Source organism: Limosilactobacillus sp. (assembly GCF_051873075.1).
In the GTDB taxonomy this organism is placed as follows: domain Bacteria; phylum Bacillota; class Bacilli; order Lactobacillales; family Lactobacillaceae; genus Limosilactobacillus.
Genome location: NZ_JBJEEM010000001.1, coordinates 1 through 23885, shown reverse-complemented (window position 1 = coordinate 23885; position 23885 = coordinate 1). Strand labels below are relative to the sequence as shown.

The window sequence follows — 23885 nt, the reverse complement described above, 5'->3', positions numbered from 1 at the left end:
AAGTATAAGATGAATTTTCTATTTCATCTGTATACTTAGAGGGCATTATAGCCCTCATCAGTCGATTTTTAGTTTATCCGCGTTGTCGCTGAACCGCCAGGTGATGACGCCAACCGAGTGGGATGACGATCAGTAGCGAAATAGCGATCAGGATGATCGCCGCGATCACGATGTCCCGGTAACCGCTATAGAGGATGTGGCGCATCGTCGGGATCAGGGCTTTGGGCAACGTGTCGGCCGTTTCGGCATTTGACAACTTGTTCAGCATGGTCATCGTAATCCCGTGCGAATGCTGGACACCCTTAAACAGCTGGTTGTTTAAGATTACCCCGTAGGCCGCCGCCATCAGAGTTTGACTGAGGATCCGCAACAGGTACCCCATCGAGGTGGCAATGGGGACGTCGCGCAACTCCGCGTCGGTCTGCACGCTAATCTGTAGAATGTTGAAGACCAGGCCGACCCCCATTCCTTCAAAGGCTCCCATCGTTAGCAGGAGCCAGAACGGGGCATCTTCCCCGGCGATCAGGATCCCGAGAAAGGCAATGAAGATCGATGCCGCCCCGCAGGTAACAATCCAATACTTGCCCCAGCGCTCCTGCAAAAATGGGACTAACTCGGAACCGATGAAGTTCGTGACGGCACCCGGGATCTGGGTCATCCCCCCGAGGAGGGCGCTTAACCCCAGCAGTCCCTGCGCCCACATTGGAATATAGGTGATGAAGGCGATAAAAGAACCCCAGATGATCACAAATAAAGAGAAGTCAATCACCAACTCGCGGTTCTTGAAGAGCCGACTGGGCACAATCGGGTCGGCCGCCCGGCTGTCGACTCTGGCCATCCAGCAAAGCAAGGCCACCCCGATTGCCAGAAGGGCCACAACCACCAGCAAGGAAACCGAACCGATCAGCTGCACGGCCACTAGGATCGTGGTCAGACTGGTCACCAGCAGGGTCGCCCCGAGGTAGTCAACCGGCTTACCGGCCGCCTGCTGGCCCGAGTTCTTGTAGAAGATTGAAATAATCGTGATCGCCACGATGGCAATCGGTACGTTGACGTAGAAGACCCAGTGCCAGCTCCAGGTATCAACCAGCCAGCCACCGAGCAGGGGCCCGATGATCGAGGCCGTCCCGAAACAGGCACTGGAAATTCCTAGGACCTCGGCCCGCTTACGCAGGTTCTGGTAGATTTCCGCGAAGACGATGAAGGGAATCGTGTTCATCCCCCCAGCGCCGATCCCCATCACCGTCCGGGCAATGATAAACCACAGGATATTGGGCGCCAGTCCCTGAAAAATAGCTCCCACCATGAACATGGTCGTGGCACAGATATAGACCACCTTATTCCCCTTGTGCTCACCAAACTTGCTCCACAGCGGGGTGGCCACGGCCATTCCCAGCAGAAAGGTCGCCACGATCCAGCCCATGTACTGCAAAGCATGCAGGTCACTGGTAATCGCTGGCAAGGCGGTGTTAACGATCGTCCCGTCCATTCCCGCCATGATATTGGAGAGCAGCAGGGCCCCCGTCACAATTGTCCGCCGTTGATTTTCTAGCAAAAACTCATCCTCCCATTACAATGCACGAAAATTAAAAAAACTCCTTGCAAGCAAGAAGTTTCCGAATCTAGTTTTCTATTATACCGGTAAAAAGTTCAAAAGTATATTACCTTATTCGTTTTCTTTACGATGCAAATCACGCATGAACTGACCCAAGCGCTGCCAGTCGGCCTCAACGGTGGGCTGCAGCCGGCGGGCATACAGGATCGCCGCCGGGTGGTACATCGGGAAAAGTCGGTACTGGCGCTCACTCTGCCGGTAGCCCCGCCCGGCCGGATCCGCCTCCTGAATCGAAGACGTGAGGGCCTGGCCGTGCAGCTGACCGATGTTGGCCTGGGGTCCAAGCAAGCGCTGGAGGGCAGTATTGCCCAGGGGGACCAGCACCTGCGGGTCAACGTAGTGCAGCTCCCAATCAAAGAGCGGCGCGAATGCCCGCACCTCCCCCTTAGTCGGCGTCCGGTTCGGCGTCTTTTCAACAACCTGACCGGTCTTCTTATCCCGCACCTGCTTGACTGAATATGGCCGCTGCCGGACCACACTGGTGATGTAAACCGTCTGGCGGGAATAGCCAATCGATTCAACCAGCTTCATCAGCTCCTGCCCCGACGCTCCGGAAAAGGGGATGTTGACCTTTTCCTCGTGCCGGCCCGGTGCTTCCCCGATCAGCATTAGCTCTGGATGACGGGGGCCCTGGCCGGGAGTAAAGCCCGTCAGGTTTCGACCCGCAGTCTCCTCCTTGACGGCTTTTAGCAATTCTTCAGGATACTTGATGATCATCGCACTACCCCCGTCAGCCGTTATGACGCCACTTGGTATCGGTCAAGATCCGGGCCGCAATCAACCCTAACGGCAGGAAGACAACGATCAGCAGAGCCTTGGTGATCCAGAGGGCCCCGACACTGATTGAGGTCAGGCCGAGATTGTACATTCCCCGATACAGGTACAGTCCTGGCACCATGATAACAATCGATGGAACCGTGATCGAGATCTGGGGAAAACGGACCTTGCGCTTGGCCACCGCAGCCAAGAGACCAGCCACCAGGGCCCCGATAAAGGCCGCCGCCCCCGCCGGAATATTGGTCAAGTCGGTCAATTCCAGCCGCGTCGTGTTGGCTATCGCCCCGATCAGGCCCGCAATCGCGGCCATTCGCGGCGTACTGTTGAACATGATCGAGAAGCCGAAGACCCCGCAGAAACTGGCAGGAATCCGCAACAATAACAACGTCATGGCCGACAGCGGCAGGGCAGCGAAGTTCTCGGGACGCAGGTTCACCGCCAATGCCACGATCCAACCGACCAGGGTTGCCACCAGGATAATGGCAATCGCGTAGGCCATTCGCTCCAATCCTGACCGCATGTCCAGCTTGGCGATGTCCAAACCGCTGGTGATGAACGGGAATCCAGGGATGATAAAGAGCATCGCCCCGATGTAGCCTGCTTCGTGCCGCGAACTGACGTGTAACCCAAGTTGGAGGATACTCAGCGATAACAGGTAGGACAGACAAGCTACCGCGACCGCAACTGCAATGCAAGCAAACAGGGTGATATGGCGGTCAATCAGTTTCCGCCGGACGAGGTTACCTAGTCCCGCCCCAATGAAGCTGCAGATCATCTCGATCGGTCCCCCACCGAGCAGAAAAACGAAGGCGCTGCACGCCAACGCCGCCGCCAGACCAACTTGATACGGCGCATAGTTTCCCTTTGAATGGGCAATTTTTTCCAGGCTGGCATGAATTTCCCCAATCGTCATCTCGTCACCATGGTCGTTGAAGTCATCGATGAACCGTTCCATCTTGGCCAGCTTGGTCGTGTTGACCCCGGTACTGGGGAGCGAAACCGCCTGCGTATAGCTATGATGGGCGTCCATGCAAGTGTACTCAAGAGACACCAAACCGATATCAACTGTGCAGGTCATCTTGAGCTTCCGGGCCACAATATTCATTGAATCCCGGACCCGCCATGCCCCAGTCCCGTAGGAAAGCATCATCAGCCCGATCCGGCCAACAATTGCCGCCCGTTCCACCAGGTTAGCCTCACTGGCCGGGGTGAAGTTATCGTTGGTGAAGAAGTCCTGCCACGGAATAGCCATGTGGTGTTTTTCGGATAGGTGCTGTGCCGGTTCGAAACCCGTCATTAGTTCGTCGTCTTTGCTCATGACTTTTACTGTCCCCCAAAATCAATTAATCAAATTTGCCAAAATATCATTAATCATTATACGACCCCTGTCAATGGTCCCCCTAATTTTCCACATGCAATTTGCGCAAGCGGTCGATAAAGTCCTGTTCGTCGGGACTTAAGACGTAACCTTCCCGGGTGGCCACCGAGATGTAGAAACGTTCTGGCAACGGATCGGTAATTTCGACAAACTTGATGCCGGGCTCGTTAGCCAAGGCGTCCTTGGCCATCAGGCAGATGCCGATGTTCTGGCGAACCAGCTCCTTGATCCAGGAGATGTCGGGGATCCGGTACATCGCAACGGTCGGGTTGATCTGGGCATAGGCGCAGTAAGCCCGGAAGGCAGCCTGGTGGACATACTGCTGGTCAAAGCTGATAAAGCGTTCGCTCGCCAGCTCCTTAAAGCTAACTTGGTCCCGTTTGGCCAGGGGGTTCTTGGTACTGACGATGACCCCGAAGCACCGCCCCGAGATCAGATCCGCGTACACACCTGGTTCACTAATTGGGGCGGTCGACCCCAACAGGGCAATATCAATCTTGCCGTTGCGGACCAGGCTCAGTAACTCGTGAGAGCCCACTGAGGTGATTTTCAGCCGTGACAGGAGGTCCTTAGAAAACTCGCTGACGATCTTTGAAATGTAGAGCCGGCCAATGATCGGCGGCATTCCAAAGCGGATCTGCTTCTGGTTGGCCCGCCGAATCGCCTTGTGCGTCAGCTCGATCTTCTCGTTGATCAGCTGAGCATTCTCATAGAGTAGACGGCCGCTTCTGGTGATCATCTCGTCGCGATGCACCCGGTCTTTGCGGACCAGCGGAGCTCCAAATTCGCGCTCAAGCCGCTGGATCGCCTGGGTAATGGTGGGCTGAGACACCTGGAATTGCTTGGCAACCTGGGTGTAGTTCTTATACCTTACCAGGGCGACAAAATATTGTAGATCTCGCGTGTTCATTAAAATTCCTCCATCGGCAGATTTTACTAACAGTATATTATAGCAATTATTCATTCTGGAAAACAAAAAGAGCCTGGTCAGCAAAGTAAATTTGCTAATCAGACTCATTAATTTATTACCACATACCGATAACTTTCATCCAGAGACTGCCGACACCGATCCAAACGACCAGGTAGAAAATCCCTAAGATAAGGTTCAGCGTCCACCACTTGGACTGCGGAACGTAACCAGAACCGAAGAGCACTGGTGCCGGACCAGAAGCATAGTGGGTCGTGGAGGCCATCAGGTTACCGAAGAACCCGAGCAAGAGGGCAGCCAGCATTGGCGGCACGTTGGCGGAGATGGCAACGGCTAACAGGGCGCTGTACATCGCCGTAACGTGGGCCGTGGAACTGGCAAACAGGTAGTGACTGTAGAAGTAGAAGACGATCAGGATAATCAATACGAGGACCCAGTTCATCCCGTGCAGGGAACTACCGATCGCCTTGCTCAACCATGGGATGAAGCCCAAGGTGGTCAGTGAACCGGCCATCATAACCAGAACGGAGAACCAGGTCAGGGTGTTCCAAGCACCAGTTTCGTGAAGGACATCCTGCCAGCTCAGTACCCCCGTCAAGAGCAAGAGCGCCAGGGCGATGAAGGCCGCCAGGGTGGCGTCGATGCCGATGAAGCTACCCGTCATCCACAGAATCAGGGCCAGGACAAAGATCACAGCCATGATCTTTTCGGCCACGCTCATTGGGCCCATCTCAGCGAGCTCTTTTTCAGCCCATTGCTTGGCGTTTGGCGTTTCCTTGATCTCAGGCGGGTACATCTTGTAGATCAACCATGGTACGACGATCAATGAGATGATCCCCGGTACCAGGGCAGCTAGGAACCAGCCACCCCAGGTGATGTCAACGCCGCAACCCTTGGCCAGGGTTTGAACCAGCGGGTTGGCAGCCATCGCGGTCATGAACATGGCCGCTGTGATCATGTCACCGTGGTATTCAGCAAAGATCAGGAATGAACCGATCTTCCGCTGGGTCCCGTCCTTCGGGTCTGAGCCAAAGGATTGGGAAAGGGACTTAATGATTGGGTACAGGACCCCACCGGCACGGGCCGTGTTACTTGGCGTTGCCGGAGCCAAGATCAGGTCAACCCCGATCAAGGAGTAAGCCAATCCCAAAGTCCGCTTACCGAAGGCCTTCACGAAGTTCAGGGCGATCCGCCGACCGAGACCGGTCTTGATGAATCCCCGGGCGATGAAGAAGGCCATCGCGATCATCCAGATTGAAGCATTCCCGAAGCCGACGATTGCCTTGTCCATCGGCACTGTCTTAGTAAGGACGGTTAAGGCAAAGGCGACGATTGAAACCCCACCAATTGGCAGTGGGCGCGTGATGCAGGCAATGATGGTACCCACAAACAGGGCAAACATATGCCAGCCGGCAACTGGCACTGCCGCCGGCTTAATTGGCGTCATCAGCCAGATAATCAATCCCACGACGACTGGCAAGATGAAGCCACGATAGTTGACGTGTTCTAATTTTTTCATCTTTCAATAATTCCTCTTATGTCTCATCGTTGATAAATAATTGCAAGGCGAACGGGCCGGATACCGCCCGACCGCTAATCAATGGTTACTTGTGGTTGCGAACGTACAGGGTTACCTGTTGTCCGGCTTGACGACCAAAGACCACCGTTTCGGCGATGGAGTTACCACCGACCCGGTTGTTACCGTGCAGACCACCGGCAACTTCACCGGCAGCGAACAGGCCCTTGATCACGTCACCGTTACCGTCAAGCACTTGGGTCTTCGGCGTAACGTGGATGCCCCCCATCGTGTAGTGAATGGCAGGTGCAATGTGGATGGCGAAGAAGCCCGGCTTAGTGATTCCCCGGTCCATCCCGGTCGTCCGGCCAAATTCTTGGTCGTTGTGACCTTCAACCGCCTTGTTCCAGGTTGCTACCGTTTGACTCAAGGTTGCTGGGTCCATCTTCAGCTTTTTGGCCAGGTCTTCAATGGTGTCACCGTGGACAACCAAGCCAACCTTGTCATAGAATTCGATGGCCTTGGCCCGGTCACGGATACCTTGGTCAAAGATCAAGTAGGCACTGTGTTCTGGCAGGGCCGTGATGCTGTTGGAAACGATCTTCCGGGTGTTCAGTTCGTTGACGAACCGCTTTCCCTGCGCGTTAACCAGGATGGCCCCCTCACCACGAACAGCCTCACCAATCAGGTAGACATGCGGGTGGTCTTGTTGAACCGTTGGGTGAACTTGAACCAGGTTCATCTGCATCAGTTCGGCACCGACGTTTTCGGCCAGCTTCAAACCGTCACCGGTAGCTCCCGGCTGGTTAGTGGTCTTGTAATCCTTGAGGTCGGGACGGAAACGTTCGATGTATTCCTTGGAAGCACCGAAACCACCAGTGGCCAGGATTACCGCCTTAGCGTCGATCGTCTTAATCAGGCCGTTGGCGTTGATCTTAACCCCGTTGATCCGGCCTTCGTCATCCTGGAGCAGGCTCGTCACCTTGGTGTTGTTGAACACTGGAATGTCTTCCTTGGCAACAACGTCCAGCAGGCTCTTAACTAAGAAACCGCCGATTGGGGCCATGCTTGCCGGCCGGTGGGTCCGCTTCTTGGACATCCCCCCGGTAACGGTGATGTCATCAAGCTTGACCCCGTGGTCTGCTAACCAGTCGATTGCTGGGGCCGTGTGGTATACGAAGTAGCCCAGCATGTCCTTGTCGTTTAAGCGGCCACCGTCCTTGTAGGTTTCACGGTAGAAGTCGGCCACGTTGTCGATCACCCCATGCTTCAGTTGCACGTTGGTCTCGGCGGCGTTCATCCCTGAGGAAGCCCGGTTGGTGTTACCACCCAGTTCTTCTTCCTTTTCAAAGACGGCGACCTTCAATCCCAGCTCATGGGCTTGAATGGCAGCGGACAGCCCCGTCCCACCAGAACCGATGATGACGGCGTCGTAACTGTCAGCCAGCTTACTTACAGATAATGGTTGAAACTTTTCTGCCATTATAATGCGCTCCTTTTCGTTTGCTTAATCAGTCAAAGAGGCAGTCGATACGCGCCTGCCCCATTATCATTTTATTACTTGTCAGCACGATCAGCGTTGGTCATCTTCAACATGTCCATCCACTCATCGTATTGTTCTTCAGTAACCTTGCCAGACTTAAGAGCGGCTTCCTTCAGCGTGCTGCCGGCCTTGTCTGCGGCCTGGGCAATCTTAGCGCTGTCGTGGTAACCGATGTGTGGTGACAATGCCGTAACCGTCATCAGGGAGTTGTCAACCAGTTCAGCCATCCGTTTTTCGTTGACAGTCAGGCCCTTGACACAACGGTCGGTGAAGCCAGTGATCGTCCCGGCCAGCAGGTCAGCAGATTCCAAGAAGGCGTCGATCATTACTGGCTTGTAAACGTTCATTTCGAAGTTACCTTGGGATGATGCCATCGTAACAACGGTGTCATTACCGAAGACCCGCAGGGCAGCCATTGTAACGGCTTCGGCTTGGGTTGGGTTAACCTTACCAGGCATGATGGAAGAACCAGGTTCGTTGGCTGGGATGTTCAATTCATCGTAACCAGCCCGCGGACCAGAAGCGAGGAAACGGATATCCTGCGCAATCTTGAACATGTCGGCAGCCAAAGTCTTCAAGGCACCGTGCATAACGTTTAAGCCGGAGTGGTTAGCCAGGCCGTAGAACTTGTTGCTCTTAGCAGTCAGGTTCAACCCGTAAACTGCAGAAAGCTTTTCGGCGATCTTGTCTGGCATTCCTTCAGCGGCGTTCAGACCGGTACCAACGGCAGTCCCACCGATGGCCAGTTCGTTCAGCGTTGGTTCAAGAGTCTTGATGTAGTCCAGGTCGTGTTCCAAGGCGGCAACGTAGCCGGATACTTCTTGACCGAAAGTCAATGGCACGGCATCTTGCAGGTGGGTCCGGCCAACCTTGACCGTCTTCCAGTACTTGTCCTGCTTGATCTTCAATTCATCGATCAGGTGTTGAACGGCTGGCTTCAGCTTGTTAACAGCTTCCAAAGCAACCACGTTCATGGCCGTTGGGAAGGTATCGTTAGAACTTTGACCCTTGTTAACATCGTCGTTTGGCAGAATTTCGATGTCCGGGTTGAGCTGGTGAGCCTTGTGAGCAACTACTTCATTCGTGTTCATGTTGGTCTGCGTACCAGAACCGGTTTGATAAACCTTCAGCGGGAAGTCCTTGCGCAGGTCTTCATCGCTCAAGGCCAGCAGTTCGTCGATGGCCTTAACGATCAGGTTACCCTTTTCATCAGAGATGGCCCCAGTTTCCATGTTGGCTTGGGCAGCTGCCTTCTTGATGTTCAGCAGTGCACGGATGATCGCCAGTGGCATGTATTGGCCAGTTGGGAAGTTGTTGCGACTACGTTCAGTCTGGGGACCCCACAGTGCATCAGCGGGAATCTTAACGGGACCTAACGTGTCTTCTTCAGTACGGTATTCTGTCATTTTTTGACGCCTCCAATGATGTAATCAAAAGTTAATTGTTTGTGAAATGTTACACATCATTTACAACACTATCCTACCCCGTCGGCCCCTGCATAGTCAAACCTTTAGCATTCCATAATTTTCACTTATATCAACCAGCGAGCAGGCTATTATAAAGGCGTTTTCATTCCTACAGACTATTTTTTTCACAAGCCAGTCTACCAAAAAATCTCAAGAAATTATTAAATTAACTTCTTGAGATTTTGCAATTTTAAGATCAGAATCACAAACTTTTTAGACTAATTTGCTAGTGTTTGCCTAGTCAGCATAAGCTTAATACTTTGGTTCCCACTTGGCGTCTTCAACGGCCTGCTTAGCATCGGTCATCGTCGTCAGACCCTGATCAATGGCGGATTGGGCCACCCGTTGTGCAACCCGTTGAGAAAATTCAGCCAGTTTGGAAACTGGCGGCAAAACGGCTGCGCCAGGCTGGTCGGGATCTACTAAGCCACTCAAGGCGTGTGCAGCAGCCGCTAGCATGGTGTCATTCAGTTGCGTGGCTTGAACGGCCAGGGCACCGAAGCCCACGCCAGGATAGATCAAAGCGTTGTTGGCCTGGCCAATCTGGTAAGTTACCCCTTGGTAGGTAATGTCATCAACCGGGATCCCGGTTGCCACCAGGGCCCGGCCATCGGTCCACTTCAGCAGGTCAGCGGCCTTTGCCTCCGCTAGCTTGGTTGGATTAGACAATGGGAAGATTACCGGCCGGTCAGTATGGGCGGCCATTTCCTTAACGACGGCCTCATCGAAGGTTCCGGGCTGAGTCGAGGTCCCGATCATCACAGTTGGGTGAATGGTCTTAACTACGGCCAGGAGGTTGGTCAGCTCGTCTGCATTGGTGAATTCACTCCGTTGCCGGGTAAACGGCTTCTGCTTGTCGGTTAGCCCCTCAGTGTCGTCAAAAAGCAGGCCCTGCTTGTCAACCAGGTAGAAGTGTTTCTTCGCCTCTTCCGGGGTCAAGCCCTGGCGAACGAGTTCATCATAGAGCATCTTAGCAATTCCCATGCCGGCAGTCCCAGCACCAAAGGTCAGGAAGGTCTGATCAACCAGCTTCTCCTTGGAAATGTTCATGGCACCAAGTACCCCGGCCAGGGCAATGATCCCCGTCCCCTGGATATCATCGTTGAAGGTCAGGATCTTGTCTTGGTACTTGTCAAGGATCTTCGCCGCGGTCCCCCGTCCAAAATCTTCAAAGTGAAGCAGGCTCTTTGGGTAAAGCTTTTCCACTTCATCAACAAAGCGGTCGATGAAGTCAAAGTATTCTTTGCCTGTGATCCGCTGGTGGCGTTCACCAAGGTAGTTAGGATCATCCAGCAGCTTCTGATTGTCAGTCCCGGCATCAATGGAGATTGGGAGTACTTGCGACGGGTCGATTCCGGCGGCGGCAGTATAGACCATCAGCTTACCGACGGCAATGTCAACCCCGTCAACGCCCCAGTCACCAATCCCGAGGATTCCCTGGGCATCAGTAACCACGATCAGGCGGATGTCACGGTCACCGCTGACGTTGGCAAGACTTTCCTTGATCCGCTCGGGGTGCTTGACGGAAAGGTAAACGGCATCCTGCGGCCGCATGTACCGTTCGTTGTAGCTTTCGATCGATTCAGCAATTACCGGATCATACACAATCGGCATGAATTCCGTGATGTGTTGATCCATCAGGTAAAAGAACAGGGTCCGGTTAGTATTGAAGACTTCCATTAAGAAGTGCCGCTTCTCAATGTTACTGGTCTTAGTCTCAAAGAGGGCGTAAGTTTCGGCGGCCTGCTCTTCAATCGTCTTGATTCGTGGCGGGAGAACCCCGATCAGTCCTAACTGTTCCCGTTCTGCTTGGGTAAACGCGGTCCCCTTATTTTTGAAGGGGTCGTTTAAGATTGCCATTGCCTTATTCATTAATATCGTCTTCCTTTTTATTTGATTGTCCCCATCATAGTGAGTGGATTATTCTATAGTCAAATTAGTGCTATGATATAAATAAACTTAATGTGCAAGGCTTAAACCATTGATATAGAGGAAAGTAAATGAAAATTAAAGATTTAGAATACTACCACCAGCTGATAAAAGATAAAAATTTTTCCAAAGTTGCCCAGCACTTCGGGGTCAGTCAACCAACCATCACCATGGCCATCCAGCGCCTGGAGCAGGACTACGGAACCACCTTTTTCGTGCGTGACCACGTCCACCGGGAGCTTCGCATCACCGCCACCGGCCAGCAGTTTGCCAACCACGTCGCCTTGATTCTAAACGAGCTCCAGGTCGCCCAAAAGGAGATCGACCAGGCTAATTCCACCAAGATTCGCTTCGGCCTGCCGCCGATTATTGGCAACTATTACTTCCCACCGCTGACGCCGAAACTGATGCGTTACCAACTGATGCCGGACCTGGAAACTAGCGAACATGGCTCACGGGAACTGCTGAAGATGCTACTGCACGGGGACCTCGACATGGCCCTCCTCGGCTCGCTGAATCCGCTCAAGGAAGCGCGCTTGAAGGCTCACGAATTGGCCCGCTTCCCCTTTCAGGTTATCGTCGCCAACAACCATCCCCTGGCCAAACGGCAGACGGTGGACTTCGCTAGCCTGAAGAATGAGCAGTTCATCGTCCCCGACACCGAGTTTTTCCACAACCAGGCCTTCAAGCAAATGTGTCGCCGGGCCCATTTCCGGCCGCGCATCCTCTACCGGACCGCTGATATCCACGTTATCAAGGCGATGGTCAGTGAAAATCTCGGAATCACCTTCCTGACTAGTCTCGCCGTAGAGCAGGGCGACAACGTCAAGCAGGTCGCAATCAACGATCCTGATCAGCCTGTCTTCCACCTCTCCGTGGCGATGCGTGAAAACGAGGAGCTGCCCCCGCGCAAGCAGGAACTGTGGGACCTGCTCACTAATAACCCAGACTAAAGCAAGAACCGCCGCAAGAAAATCTTGCGGCGGTTCTTAATAACTATTCAGCAATTGCGGAAAACCACAAGGCTCAAGTGCTCTCCTAATGTCCGATGATGTGCAAAGCCATACGGAGCGTTTAGGTGCTTTCCCACAGTTTCTTATTCAATTGTGACCTTTTCCATCACAACATCGTCCTTTGGCTTATCCATCTGGTCACGCTCAACCTTACTGATGGCAGTCACGACATCCATCCCCTTGATCACCTGGCCGAAGACAGTGTGCCGGTGGTCAAGCCATGGGGTACCCCCGTTTTCCTTGTAGTGGTCGATCACTTCTTGCGGGTAGCCAACCATCTTCATCTGGTCAATCATGTTGGCTGGGACATGCTCGTTGGAAACGATGAAGAACTGGCTACCGTTGGTATTCGGACCAGCATTGGCCATCGAGAGGGCCCCATTGAAGTTGAACAGTTGCTCACTAAACTCGTCTTCAAACGGGTGGCCGTAGATACTCTCACCGCCACGACCAGTCCCGGTCGGGTCGCCACCCTGGATCATGAAGTCTGGGATGACCCGGTGGAAGGTCACCCCGTCATAGTAGCCCTTCTTTGCCAGCTCAACGAAGTTCTTGACCGTCTTGGCCGCCAGCTTCTCGAAGAGCTGAACCTCAATCGTCCCCAGGTTAGTCTTGATAACGGCTTTTGGTCCCTGGGCCTTGGCCAGGTCTAATTGTGGATAATCCATTTTATTCCCTCATTTCAGTTCATAATGCAATCTAGTATACCATCGGCTATTCGTCATGGCTAATCCGGAGGACACAGGCGCCCTTGATGTCACCACGCTTGACGTACTTCAAGGCCTCGTTAGCCTTCTCAAACGGGTATTCATGGACCTCGGGCCGGATGTTCAGCCGGTCGGCCAGGGTCAAGAATTCTTCACCATCACGACGGGTATTGCTCTCCACACTGGTGATCGTCTTCTCGTGGAAGAGGTGCTTCTGGTAATTCAGGGCTGGTACATCGGTCATGTGAATGCCCGCCAGTGCCAGGGTCCCACCCGGAATTAGGCTGGCCATGGCCGGCAAGACGATGTCACCGACCGGCGCAAAAATGATTGAGGAGTCCAACGGCACGTCAGACAAATCATAAGCACCATGGGCCGAGGCACAACCCAGCTGGAGGGCAAATTTACGGGCATCGGCACCCCGCGTGAAGACATGCACCTCGATCCCCTGGGCCATGGCAATCTGAGCCGTGATGTGGGCCGAACCGCCAAAGCCATACAATCCTAACCGGCCGCCAGCCGGAACGTTGGCCCGTTCAAAGGCCCGGTAGCCGATGATCCCGGCGCAAAGCAATGGAGCAGCCGTTAGCGAGTCAAATTTCTCTGGGATCCGATAGGCAAAGCCTTCAGGCACTGTGACGTATTCAGCATAGCCGCCATCGTGGTCCCAGCCGGTGTAGACGGAGTGTGGACAAAGATTTTCATGACCGGACCGGCAGAACTTGCAAACCCCGCAGGCGTGCCGGAACCACGGAATCCCAATCCGTTCGCCCAGGCTAAAGCGTTGCGTCTCAGGTCCCTGGGCAACCACCTTGCCGACGATCTCGTGCCCCGGCGTCACGTGTTCCTTATGTACGGGCAAGTCCCCCTCAGTCACGTGGAGGTCAGTGTGGCAGACCCCGCAGGTTAAGACCTTAACTAGGACCTCGCCCCGGCCGGGAGTAGGCACCGGCTTCTCCACCAGCTTGAGTGGCGCCTGGTCACCATCGATCGGCCCGGGAGTGGTAACCGCCCAGGCCCGCATCGTCTTTGGTAAATCATCCATTTGCGTTTCCATGTCTATCAGCCTCACTTAATTGTACTTACAACCTTATTGTAACCCATTCCGCAGGCTTGTGAAGAAAATAACATTTGATCGGCGATAGGACTTTTTCAGCTGGTCGACCCGCTTCAACCAGGCAGCTTGTTCCTCATTGACAACCAGCGACTGGTCAATCGTCGGGTCGTCCTTGGCAACTTCGGTCAGGCCAGTCGTGCCGCCGATGCTATCAATGATTCCCTGCCCGCTACCGGCAAGCAACTTGGCGGTTCCCGGCGTTCGCATGCGTGACTCAGTAGTAATCATCTCAACCTTAATCTTGAAACACCAGCAGTCGCCAAAGTCATAGGTTAAGAGTAGCTCGTCACCCACATGATATTCACCAAGCCAGTGGTCTAATAGACTTGCCTGAGTACCACGGCCGACGTCCATGATCGGCAGCTGATAATCAAGCTTTTGGTCCTGAAGCTTAAAAAGGTGGTGGCCGTTCGCCCTGAAACTGGCCAGGATCTGATAGCACAGGCTATCTAGGCGGATATCACCGCCGAATTCAAACTGGCGCCACATGGTTGGCTGGTAGTCTTTTAGGGTGACCGTCAGCTTATAGCGTTGGTGGCTGCGGTGCCGGGCCACTGCCAAGGCATCCCGCTGGTCCTGAACCTGGTTGTGGACGTTGAAGAGCAAGCGCTGGAAATAGTAGTCCCGATCCGTGGTGATCAGGTCACTCGCCCCCTGGTTGATCGCCTGAATGAACCGTTCAAAGTCCTCCACAGAAAAGAGCCGCTGATAGCACATAAACCGGCCTAGGTCCCGCAATGCCATACACTTATCACGAAGCTGGGAAGCCGTCACACGCGTTTCCGACGCGGCTGCGTAATTTAGCAGGTAGTTGTAGGCCAAGGCGAGGTCGTCAAAGATAGTCTTATCGTAGCCGTCACAAAAACTGAAATAGTCATCGGTCACGTCGAGGTCCCGGTCGATCACCTGGTCGTTCTTCCCCCGGTTCTGCAGGTACTGCCGGTAGTCTTTTAGCAAGCGTTCGTCCACCGCGACAGCATTCATCACGTCGTTTAGCGAACGGCTGTAATAACGATAGTTGCGGTTATGCTCGTTTAAGGTTGGGTGAGCTGGCAGAGAAAAATTTCTCATTACATAGTTTTCGAGGAGTTTCTGCACCGATTGCCCATCATCTTCAGCGGGATCGTAAATTTCCGTCTGGCCGGCAAGTTGGAGGGCCAGTTCAACGTTACTGGGATGACTATCCCAATCAATCGCCGAATTAGGGCCAATCAGGACATTCTGGTAGGTCTGCAAATGTTGCGGAGCCGTGGCGGCCTGCTGACTGGTGAAGCGGATGTCTTGAAACTGAGCGTTACGGATCATTCCAATCTTGGCATGTGGAATCGGCATCTGTTCCATCAACTGCAAGAATTCCCGCTTGAAGGCGGTGATAAAGGACCGCGAATCAGTGAAGCGTTGGGGATGACGGACAATTACCGGTAGTGCCAACAGGTTGTTCATAACAATCATGAAGTCACCGCTGGTGCGGATCGTCCACGCGTCCGGACTCGTTAGCTGTGCTTCGTTGATGGTCCGGGGATTAATGTGCAAGTTTTGCGCAACCGAATTTTCAACAGTAATAATCAAACTAACCCACTCCTCTCAATAGTTTCTCTATCTTAATTGTGACAGAGACCGTAGACGAACACAAACCTATATTTACAAATTTAAAGAATTCATTAAAATGAGGGTAATCAGTAATTTCAAGTAAAAGAGGAAGTATTGATATGGACCAACCACGATTAGACATTTTCGACTTAAAAAAGATCAAGATCAACAAGAGCAAGGCCGAACTCGAACAGGCCGGTAAACAACACCAAAAGGAGGTTCCCAGTGAAAAGCTGAGTACCTTTGTCCCCGTTCACCGTGATCCGGTAGCCGCCATTAACCATACCGAGGCCAAGATGATTCCCGAATTACTCCCCCTGCGGCACCAACGCATGCTGGCCAGCCGTTTTACCTTCTTCCGCGGCACTGCCGAGCTGATGGAGCAGGACCTCAAGCACCAGTACCAAAGCAACATGCCCATCGTGATCTGTGGAGACGCCCACGTAAACAACTTTGGCTTCTATGCTTCCCCTGAACGAAAACTGCTCTTTGGACTCAATGACTTTGACGAGGCCCGGATCGGCAACTGGGAGAGTGACCTCAAGCGGCTCCTCGTCAGTATCGAGCTGGCCGGTGAAGAAAACGGCTTTGAAAAAGATGATCTTCACCAGCTCCTTGAGTTGACCACCAAAACTTACCGTCACGCCATCAAGAACGCCAACAAGCTTCCGTTATCGGCGGTCTTCTACTACTCCTTTGAAATCCACGACATGATCGATAATATCCACAAGCTGGGCGATGATGGCACGCCAGAGCAAATGGAAAAGGTGCTGCAAAACATCATCAAGAAGAGTCAGCATAGCAACTCCGAAGAAATCATCAACAAGATGGGAACAATCAACAACCGCGGCCAACTGATTTTTCGCGATAATCCGCCGCGTGCTAAGCACCTCAGCGATGAGGAATACCAGTCTGTCGTCGCCGGTTATGAACAATACCGTGATAACGTCCGTCAAGACATCAAGGTCTACCTGGCCAACTTCCACATCACTGACATCATCCGTTACAGCGTCGGGGTGGGGAGTTTCGGCACCCGTTGCTTCCTGCTTCTCTTGACTGGGATTGATGGCAGCCATCTGGTTCTCCAGATCAAGGAAGCCATGCCGCTGCGTTACAACCTCCTCACCCTGCATGTCCAGCAAGCCATTGATAACGGTCTGCTGGCCGGTCGGCGAATCGTTACGGCCCAGCGTGTCCTTCAATCGACTTCCGACCCGTTCCTGGCCAGCACCAAATTCGGCAAGCGAAGCTACTACGTTCGGCAGTTCCGGGACATGAAAGAGTCGATTAAGATCGATAAACTGGACTTCGCCAGCTACCAGCTGTACTGCCAGACCTGTGCCTTCTGCCTGGCAATGGCCCACGCCCAGAGTCCAACCTCCCCAATGTTGCGGGGATACCTGCGTCACCAAAAGTCGCTCGATAATGGGCTGGCCGATTGGGCCCTGCAATACACCGAACAGGTTGATCAGGATTACCAAGCATTTAAAAAGTACATTGATGAGAAGTAAAACAGTTAAGTAAGGGGAGCCTACACAAGCTAAAAGTTAACAGTGCAGGCCACAAATAGGGCGCAAGTATTCGGAAATTCCGAACGCTTGCGCCCTATTTGTGTTCACGGAAGCTCCTAGTAGCTAGTCAAAGCTTCCCAGCTTCTTATTTTTGATCATCCTGATCCTTCACGGCCCCATAACGATCCTGCTCTGCAATCCGGCTGCTCCGGTGCTTGTGCTCGTGAATGAACCGGTCCTCAGCCGCAAAGATTCCCAAGAAATCCATGAAGTTGCGCCGGCAGGATTCCTTAAACTTGTCCCAATCAAACTTGGCCATTTTCCTCACCCTCACTTGTTATTACTGCCCTAATTTTAAGTGGTTAGCCCCGGCCCTGTCAAAAAACTAATAGTCGTGCAAACGGTTGCACATATCGATAAAAAATGTGCTAGAATAATAGGTGTATATTAAAGCGCTTACTTTCAAGGAGGTTTTTTCGATAATGGATATTGCACAGTTCCCATTCGGACAATTCAAGGGTGAACCAGTCACTAAGTATGTTCTAACCAACGACAACGGTGTTCAAGCTGGGATTCTGGACTTCGCCGGTCTGCTCCAATCATTCAAAGTCCCAACCAAGGATGGCGGTAAGGCCGACATGGTCCTGACTTCCGAAAACTTGGACGAATTTACTAACAACGGTTTCTGCACCAACCGGCTGATCGGTCGTGTTGCCGGCCGGATCGCCCACGGTGAATTCAAGATCTTCGGCAAGGACGTCAAGCTGGAGCAAAACGAAGGGGAAAACACCCTGCACGGTGGTACCAATGGTTTTTACAACCATATCTGGCACGTCGACAGCACCGACGTCAGCGATGATCAAGTTTCGATCACCCTGAGCCTGACACTGAGTGAAAAGGATGATACCTTCCCTGGCACCATCCACGTCACTGCTACCTACACGCTCGACAACGACGATAGCCTAACGCTGAAGTTCGCTGCCACCACCGACTCTGACACCGTCTTCAACCCAACCAACCACACCTACTGGAACATGGCCCACGCGGATGCCAAGACAGTTGATGATTTGGTTCTGCAAGTTAACTCCAAGTACCACTTGGCAGTTGACAGCGGCAAGATCCCTACTGGTGAAAAAATCGAAAACGCTGGCACCCCATTTGACTTCTCCAAGCCAACCCGACTCGGTGACGCCCTGAAGGAAATGGCTTCTACCAAGGAAAACGGCTTCGATGATATCTGGGAAGTTGAACCAAGTCTGACCAAGCCAGTAGCTACCCTAGAAGACAAGGCTAGCGGCCGGAAGATGGAACTGTACTCTGACCGTAACGGTCTCGTGATGTACACCATGAATTCCGACGACAAGGCCGTCTACAACCACGGCCAGGTTCACCCACACCTCGGGCTCGCCATGGAAGCCCAGACCCTGTCTGATGCTCCTCACCACCCAGAATTCGGTGACATCACCCTGCGGCCAAACGAGGAAAAGACGTACACCATTAAGTGGCACGTTGAATACTAAAGCATCTTAAACTGCCAATTAAATATCAACTCCTATTGAAAGCCCCCTAGCTCTAAAAAGCTAAGGGGCTTTCTTATACCAAAAAGCTCGTCAGGCTACTTGCTGAGTAGTCTGGCGAGCTTTTTAATTGGTATTACAGGTTCTTATCTTGGACAATCTTGGTTTGCCGTGATGAATCTACCGTCAGCTTCTGGTTCAACTTCTTGAAGGCCTTCTGAGCGTAGTCGGCATTCTCTTGGTTGCATTGCGTCAGGTAGTCAGCAACCTGGTCACTTGGCAGTGATTCGGCTTGCTTGTCAGACTTAGCAAGGTTCTGGTCAAGGTGCTTTTGAACCTTCTTTTGAACAGGCACAACATCCTTGTTGATCAGCTTGTTCTTGTATGGGTCGGTTAATACCCGCGTCATCTTGTAAGTCCAGTAAGCAGAAGTGTTGTCTGGCTTGTCAGTACCCTTCTGGTAGTTAGCAGGAGTATTGGTGATGTTCGTGTAGAACGGTACGTAAACACTCGTAGCTGGTGAAGCCATTGCTAACCATTGAATTCCGGCAATGTCGTCAGGAACATTGTTCCGAATTTGCAGGATGTGGGATTCAACATCGGTTGGAACGTTGATTGGCCGGTAACCGCCAACCCACTTGCCATTGCTGTCGTACTTCGTGCCGTTAAAGTGGGAGGCTAAGACCTTCTGAACCTTGGTAACAGTGATCTTCTTGTCCGGCTTCATGAACATCGTGAAGTGCTTCTTATCGATTGACTGCTTCTTGCTTGGGGTCAGGATCCGTTGACCATCCCATACCCGTGGACGGTTGTAGGTAGCGTCTTCCTTGTTGTTTGTCCCAAAGGCTTCGGCAAAGTTAACCTGGTGGCTGTTAACATAACCGTTCAGATGGTGCTTCTTGACAAAGGAAACCATGTTCTTGGAGGCCATGTAGTTGCCCTTCTTAGTATCAACGTTACCGATCATGGTCTGGTTTGGAATAACCGCATACTTGTCATTTGGTACCCGGACCGCTGCCCAGTGGTGACCAGAGACGATTTCCATGTACCAGATGGAGTTCTTGTCGCTGAAGATCACCCCGTTGTTTTCAGCGGAACCCTTGGTTTCAATAATGTGACCAAGGCGCTCAACCCCGCCACGCGCAGAGTGAACATATGGCAGAACCACATCCAGCATGGACTGCTCTTCTAGCCCGTTTTTGACAAATGGATCGGCCTTTTGAGCCTTCTTATTGGTGGTCCCGGACTCAGTAGCACTCATTGCCACGTTGCTACCGTTGATCCCGTCTTCACCAAACTGGTCCTGGCCATCGACCTGCTGCCAGTCCGGGGTACTCGTGTAGCGTTGCTGGTCAGCCGGCAGATCAACCGTGAACTTGTTGTCTTTGGACACGTATTGAGTCGGTCCATTACTGTTAGCTGCATGGTAAATATAATGCTTGGCCCAGGCCGTATCTGCATCTTCGTTCCGTGCGATCATCGTGGAACCATCCGCGCTGGCCTTCTTACCAACCAGGACCGTGGTACAGGCACTGGCCGAGCTGACGGTCCCCATTACCATTCCAAACGTCGCCAAACCTACTAAACACTTAAATCGGTTTATCATAATTATTACCTCCCCAATGGTAACGCTTTCATTGCACTGCAAAGATACCATTCTTCCTGTACAGAATCAACCAAATGGTCAACAACAAGACAGTGTAGCGCATATCATATACATTTCTCACGACAGGGCCAAGGGTTCATCCCTAAGCAAAGTATATAAATTCACTATTTCACAAGTTTGAGAAATATTATTCACTAGCGAATCTGCACAATACATGCAAAATCTTTCATATGTTTTCAAAGCAAAAGAGCCTGAGGAAAATTTCCTTCAGGCTCTCATCGGTTCTTAACTTTTGTACAGTACTTATCTATCCCAAAACGACCGGACAGCAATAGTTTGACTGCTATTAACCGGAAGCTTCAACGACGGCATCCCTGAAAGCTGCAGCTCGATCTCGCCAACATGCTGGCCCTTCTTCAGTGGAGCCTCCAGCTTGCCGGTAACCGATTGCCGGTCTGCTGCCGGAATAAACCTTGGCTTGGTAGCTTTCCAATCGTCGCCTTTCTTTAGCCAAACCCACTGTGGCTTAGCCAATTGCAGGCGAACATTCCGTTTCTTCTTGGCGTGGACCACCCGCGTCTGTTGGACCTGTTTTGGCAGTTCAGTGATCTTCTTCAGCTCAACTGGCTGGTAGTTAGCTGCCAAGGCCTCATAGAATTCCTTTTGCATCTTCGACTGGTTGTTCCAGTCACCCTTGGTATGCAGAGCTACCAGGATAACCCGGCGGCCGGCATAAGTCCCGGTAGTCACAATGCACTTTCCAGCTGCATCCGTGTTTCCGGTCTTCAAGCCATCAATGTCCCAGTTCTGAGGAGCATACCCATTTTGGGGAAGCAGGGCGTTGATGTTAACCATCTGGTACTGCTGGCCAGCGGTGACGTCAAAGTTAGCAAACTTCTTCTTGGTGATCTTTAACGTCTCCGGATATTTGTTAATGACATAGCGAGAAATCAGTGCCAAGTCCTTGGCCGACATCTCATTTTCGGCATCCTTATCAATATTTTTAAGCCGGTGCTTGCCCAAACTGCTATTGGGCAGGCCGATCATATTGTAGATTTTTGCATCGGTAACCCCGGCCTCCTTCGCCACCGCCTGCATCTTGCGGTTAAAGGCCGCTGTACTCCCAGCATCAGCCAAGGCCAGGGCCTCAGTGCTCCCATCAGCCGATACCAGCATCATAGACTCGACCAGCTGACGAACGGAGTACTGCTCCCCCGCGTTCAGCTGAACATTTGAGAAGTGCCAGTCATTGGCAACCTTAGCAACCTCTGGTGTTATCTTGATCTTCTGGTTCCAACTGAGCTTATGGTCTCTAATGTCTTGCTCAATTACCGCCAGGGTTAAAATCTTTGTCAGCGAGGCAATGGGGTAGGTTTTGTTAGCATTTTTCTGGTAAAGAACCTGCCCGGTTTGCGCATCAATTGCATAGGCCGCCCGGGCTTTCATATTGTAAAAGGCATCATCACTGGCCTTAGCGTGCCCTGCCAAGCCAGCCAGGCTCAGATTCAATGCCAGAAACAGTAATAAAAAGTGAATCAACTTATGACCAATTTTTTTCATTAGATATTCCTTCCTAATTTTCCATCCTCTCTAGGATAGACTCTAAAAATGAATTATCAGTGAACTTCATTAAATATTCAAGCAAATTCTCAAACTATTGGTTAAATTAATGGTTAAAATATTTTCTTTTCTTAATTTCACAAGTATGATGGTTACTGTACGCACATCATTAGAGAAGGGAGCCTGCATCATGCAGCGTGATCAGCACATGCGCCGTCGTCGGCCACGATGGTTTTTAATTATTCTGCTCATTTTAGTTATTATCTTCGGCCTGCACCACTTCCTGTCAGTCGGTGCTCGGCTGAAGGCTAACTGGAACAAAATTGTCTATACATCAAGTGACAACGTAGCGATCGCCGTCTACTCGCCAAAGACTCATCAGACCTACACGTCCACGAACGCCCCAAAACATAAATTCCACACGGCAAGTACCGTCAAAGTCAGTATCCTCGCCGGCCTCATGCTCAAGCAACAGTCCCCACTGAGCAGCAGCCAGGAAGAACTGGCCAAAAAAATGATTGAGCAGAGCGACAACGATTCTACTACCACCCTCTTCAATGAGCTTGGCGGCAAAGAAGGCCTCCAGGAAACGTTTAATAAGTTCGGAATGAAGAACTCGGTGGCATATACGCAGTGGGGGCTCACGACTACCACCCCCGCCGATCAGATCAAACTCCTCAACAACATCTTTTATAAGTCCACCTTGCTCAACAACCAGGAACGCGCCACCATCCGTAACATGATGGATAACGTGGAATCTAATCAGGCCTGGGGAATCTCGGCCGGCAGCAATAACTTCGCTATCAAGAATGGCTGGCTGAGCTATGGATCCGATGATTGGATCGTCAACAGCATCGGCTACGTCAAGAACGACAACGGCACCAGCTACACCATCGCCATTTACACCGACAAAAATAACAGCATGGTTACTGGCCAGCAAACCATCGAACAATTGGCTCGCACTACTAAATCAATCATGGAATAAACAGGTTAATCCCCAGACCCGAATTGGTGTACGCTAATAATTATGAGGTGACAAAAATGAACATTAAAGATAATTGGTTAGAACTCGCCGACGGTAACAAAATGCCGCAGGAAGGATTCGGCCTCTATAAGGTCGACGGCCAGGAGACGATGACTAACACCATTAAGGACGCCTACATGGCCGGATACCGTCTGTTTGACACCGCCCAGCTGTACGGCAACGAAGCTGAAGTCGGCACGGCCTTGAAAGACCTCCAGCTCCCACGGAACGAGATTTTTCTTACCACTAAGGTTGCTGAAGAAAACCAGGGTTATGAGCAGACTATCAAGTCGGTCAAGGCGTCACTAACGAAGCTGCAGACGGACTATGTTGACCTCCTGCTGGTCCACTGGCCGATCCAGCGTGCCTTCTTTGAAACCTGGCGGGCATTCGAGGACTTAAAGAGTGCTGGTCTTGCTAAGTCAATCGGGGTCAGCAACTACCAGATGATCCACCTGCAGTACCTAGCAACCAAGGCGCACGAACTACCCGTCGTCGACCAGATCGAATTGCACCCATTGCTGACCCAGAAGCCGCTGCTGAAGTTTAACCGCGACCACCGGATCATCACCCAGGCCTGGAGTCCCCTGGGTCGGGGCGCCGTCCTTGGCGAGGAAGTGCTGAAGAAGATCGCCGCCGCTCATGGTAAGTCCCCTGCCCAGGTCATCCTACGCTGGCACCTTCAAAATGGGGTCTCCTTCATTCCGAAGTCAATCCATGCCGCCCGGATTGCCCAGAACGCTGACATCTACGACTTCAAACTGTCTGAGTCGGAGATGCAACAGATCGACGCCCTTAACAACTACCAGCGGACGGGCCGGGAACCAGAGCTGACCTATGAGTATAACAGACAATATTAAATAGAAACTGGAAAAACACCTAAGCGCTTCATACACTAGCAACGTTCTTCGACGCGAAGCTAGCCCGTGATTTCCTGCAATTACTGTATAAAAGTTAAGGACTGGAAAAACAGCAGTTTTTCCAGTCCTTTTTTAGTTACTACTTTCACATTTGTCACTTCTCCCCAGGAACGGCAAGCTTACATTGCATTTTCATAAATCTGCGGTGGGATCACAATGAAAATGATT

19 protein-coding genes are annotated in these 23885 nt (G+C 52.1%); 5 read left to right on the top strand and 14 right to left on the bottom strand.

The window, feature by feature from the left end; genetic code table 11:
• Positions 1-73: 73 nt before the first annotated feature.
• From ACI31J_RS00095 to ACI31J_RS00060, 8 genes are all read right to left on the bottom strand, one after another.
• Positions 74-1555, bottom strand: a complete 1482-nt coding sequence (locus ACI31J_RS00095) for an MFS transporter (protein WP_439772432.1) — start codon at positions 1553-1555, stop codon at positions 74-76.
• 111 nt (positions 1556-1666) lie between these two features.
• Positions 1667-2332, bottom strand: coding sequence for a uracil-DNA glycosylase (locus tag ACI31J_RS00090; RefSeq protein ID WP_439772431.1), 666 nt, complete (start codon positions 2330-2332; stop codon positions 1667-1669).
• Positions 2333-2345: 13 nt separating this feature from the next.
• On the bottom strand, positions 2346-3710 hold the full coding sequence (locus tag ACI31J_RS00085; protein ID WP_439772430.1) for a threonine/serine ThrE exporter family protein: 1365 nt from the start codon (positions 3708-3710) through the stop codon (positions 2346-2348).
• A gap of 82 nt (positions 3711-3792) precedes the next feature.
• Positions 3793-4680 carry a LysR family transcriptional regulator gene (locus ACI31J_RS00080; protein WP_439772429.1) on the bottom strand — a complete coding sequence of 296 codons (888 nt, stop codon included), beginning with the start codon at positions 4678-4680 and terminating at the stop codon, positions 3793-3795.
• A 115-nt stretch (positions 4681-4795) separates the two neighbouring features.
• Positions 4796-6217 carry an anion permease gene (locus tag ACI31J_RS00075; RefSeq protein WP_439772428.1) on the bottom strand — a complete coding sequence of 474 codons (1422 nt, stop codon included), beginning with the start codon at positions 6215-6217 and terminating at the stop codon, positions 4796-4798.
• 85 nt (positions 6218-6302) lie between these two features.
• Positions 6303-7697: a flavocytochrome c gene (locus ACI31J_RS00070; protein WP_439772427.1), complete on the bottom strand. Its 1395-nt coding sequence runs from the start codon at positions 7695-7697 to the stop codon at positions 6303-6305.
• 74 nt (positions 7698-7771) lie between these two features.
• Positions 7772-9163, bottom strand: a complete 1392-nt coding sequence (locus tag ACI31J_RS00065; RefSeq protein WP_439772426.1) for a class II fumarate hydratase — start codon at positions 9161-9163, stop codon at positions 7772-7774.
• Between the two features lie 312 nt (positions 9164-9475).
• On the bottom strand, positions 9476-11116 hold the full coding sequence (locus tag ACI31J_RS00060) for a malolactic enzyme (protein WP_439772433.1): 1641 nt from the start codon (positions 11114-11116) through the stop codon (positions 9476-9478).
• 107 nt (positions 11117-11223) lie between these two features.
• On the opposite strand from ACI31J_RS00060, the gene ACI31J_RS00055 reads away from it, so the two are divergent.
• On the top strand, positions 11224-12105 hold the full coding sequence (locus ACI31J_RS00055; RefSeq protein WP_439772425.1) for a LysR family transcriptional regulator: 882 nt from the start codon (positions 11224-11226) through the stop codon (positions 12103-12105).
• Positions 12106-12248: 143 nt separating this feature from the next.
• On the opposite strand, the gene ACI31J_RS00050 is transcribed toward ACI31J_RS00055, so the two are convergent.
• From ACI31J_RS00050 to ACI31J_RS00040, 3 genes are read right to left on the bottom strand one after another with little or no spacing between them, the layout of a single operon-like run.
• Positions 12249-12833, bottom strand: a complete 585-nt coding sequence (locus ACI31J_RS00050; RefSeq protein ID WP_439772424.1) for a peptidylprolyl isomerase — start codon at positions 12831-12833, stop codon at positions 12249-12251.
• A 46-nt stretch (positions 12834-12879) separates the two neighbouring features.
• Complete coding sequence (locus ACI31J_RS00045; RefSeq protein ID WP_439772423.1) at positions 12880-13929, bottom strand: zinc-dependent alcohol dehydrogenase family protein; 1050 nt, start codon at positions 13927-13929, stop codon at positions 12880-12882.
• A gap of 33 nt (positions 13930-13962) precedes the next feature.
• Complete coding sequence (locus tag ACI31J_RS00040) at positions 13963-15558, bottom strand: IS1096 element passenger TnpR family protein (protein WP_439772422.1); 1596 nt, start codon at positions 15556-15558, stop codon at positions 13963-13965.
• Between the two features lie 140 nt (positions 15559-15698).
• Here ACI31J_RS00040 and ACI31J_RS00035 point away from each other — a divergent pair, with 140 nt between their 5' ends.
• Complete coding sequence (locus tag ACI31J_RS00035; protein ID WP_439772421.1) at positions 15699-17090, top strand: DUF2252 domain-containing protein; 1392 nt, start codon at positions 15699-15701, stop codon at positions 17088-17090.
• A 145-nt stretch (positions 17091-17235) separates the two neighbouring features.
• Here the strand turns inward: ACI31J_RS00035 and ACI31J_RS00030 are convergent, their stop codons facing one another.
• Positions 17236-17409 carry a hypothetical protein gene (locus tag ACI31J_RS00030; RefSeq protein WP_439772420.1) on the bottom strand — a complete coding sequence of 58 codons (174 nt, stop codon included), beginning with the start codon at positions 17407-17409 and terminating at the stop codon, positions 17236-17238.
• Between the two features lie 163 nt (positions 17410-17572).
• Here ACI31J_RS00030 and ACI31J_RS00025 point away from each other — a divergent pair, with 163 nt between their 5' ends.
• Entirely contained in the window at positions 17573-18610 is a 1038-nt protein-coding gene (locus ACI31J_RS00025) for an aldose epimerase family protein (RefSeq protein WP_439772419.1), read from the top strand.
• Positions 18611-18743: 133 nt separating this feature from the next.
• Here the strand turns inward: ACI31J_RS00025 and ACI31J_RS00020 are convergent, their stop codons facing one another.
• Together ACI31J_RS00020 and ACI31J_RS00015 are read right to left on the bottom strand one after the other, a co-directional pair.
• Positions 18744-20213, bottom strand: a complete 1470-nt coding sequence (locus tag ACI31J_RS00020) for a C69 family dipeptidase (protein WP_439772418.1) — start codon at positions 20211-20213, stop codon at positions 18744-18746.
• 303 nt (positions 20214-20516) lie between these two features.
• Positions 20517-21773 carry a D-alanyl-D-alanine carboxypeptidase family protein gene (locus ACI31J_RS00015; RefSeq protein WP_439772417.1) on the bottom strand — a complete coding sequence of 419 codons (1257 nt, stop codon included), beginning with the start codon at positions 21771-21773 and terminating at the stop codon, positions 20517-20519.
• Positions 21774-21963: 190 nt separating this feature from the next.
• Here ACI31J_RS00015 and ACI31J_RS00010 point away from each other — a divergent pair, with 190 nt between their 5' ends.
• Together ACI31J_RS00010 and ACI31J_RS00005 are read left to right on the top strand one after the other, a co-directional pair.
• On the top strand, positions 21964-22758 hold the full coding sequence (locus ACI31J_RS00010) for a serine hydrolase (RefSeq protein ID WP_439772416.1): 795 nt from the start codon (positions 21964-21966) through the stop codon (positions 22756-22758).
• A 56-nt stretch (positions 22759-22814) separates the two neighbouring features.
• Positions 22815-23657: an aldo/keto reductase gene (locus ACI31J_RS00005; RefSeq protein ID WP_439772415.1), complete on the top strand. Its 843-nt coding sequence runs from the start codon at positions 22815-22817 to the stop codon at positions 23655-23657.
• The last annotated feature ends 228 nt before the right edge of the window (positions 23658-23885 follow it).

Bases quoted from the DNA above. Each gene is read 5' to 3' on its own strand.
- ACI31J_RS00055 (WP_439772425.1), top strand. From the start codon at position 11,224: ATGAAAATTAAAGATTTAGAATACTACCACCAGCTGATAAAAGATAAA.
- ACI31J_RS00085 (WP_439772430.1), bottom strand. From the start codon at position 3,710: ATGAGCAAAGACGACGAACTAATGACGGGTTTCGAACCGGCACAGCAC.
- ACI31J_RS00065 (WP_439772426.1), bottom strand. From the start codon at position 9,163: ATGACAGAATACCGTACTGAAGAAGACACGTTAGGTCCCGTTAAGATT.
- ACI31J_RS00045 (WP_439772423.1), bottom strand. From the start codon at position 13,929: ATGGAAACGCAAATGGATGATTTACCAAAGACGATGCGGGCCTGGGCG.
- ACI31J_RS00005 (WP_439772415.1), top strand. From the start codon at position 22,815: ATGAACATTAAAGATAATTGGTTAGAACTCGCCGACGGTAACAAAATG.
- ACI31J_RS00010 (WP_439772416.1), top strand. From the start codon at position 21,964: ATGCAGCGTGATCAGCACATGCGCCGTCGTCGGCCACGATGGTTTTTA.
- ACI31J_RS00070 (WP_439772427.1), bottom strand. From the start codon at position 7,697: ATGGCAGAAAAGTTTCAACCATTATCTGTAAGTAAGCTGGCTGACAGT.
- ACI31J_RS00020 (WP_439772418.1), bottom strand. From the start codon at position 20,213: ATGATAAACCGATTTAAGTGTTTAGTAGGTTTGGCGACGTTTGGAATG.
- ACI31J_RS00090 (WP_439772431.1), bottom strand. From the start codon at position 2,332: ATGATCATCAAGTATCCTGAAGAATTGCTAAAAGCCGTCAAGGAGGAG.
- ACI31J_RS00025 (WP_439772419.1), top strand. From the start codon at position 17,573: ATGGATATTGCACAGTTCCCATTCGGACAATTCAAGGGTGAACCAGTC.
- ACI31J_RS00030 (WP_439772420.1), bottom strand. From the start codon at position 17,409: ATGGCCAAGTTTGATTGGGACAAGTTTAAGGAATCCTGCCGGCGCAAC.
- ACI31J_RS00080 (WP_439772429.1), bottom strand. From the start codon at position 4,680: ATGAACACGCGAGATCTACAATATTTTGTCGCCCTGGTAAGGTATAAG.
- ACI31J_RS00035 (WP_439772421.1), top strand. From the start codon at position 15,699: ATGGACCAACCACGATTAGACATTTTCGACTTAAAAAAGATCAAGATC.
- ACI31J_RS00015 (WP_439772417.1), bottom strand. From the start codon at position 21,773: ATGAAAAAAATTGGTCATAAGTTGATTCACTTTTTATTACTGTTTCTG.
- ACI31J_RS00075 (WP_439772428.1), bottom strand. From the start codon at position 6,217: ATGAAAAAATTAGAACACGTCAACTATCGTGGCTTCATCTTGCCAGTC.
- ACI31J_RS00050 (WP_439772424.1), bottom strand. From the start codon at position 12,833: ATGGATTATCCACAATTAGACCTGGCCAAGGCCCAGGGACCAAAAGCC.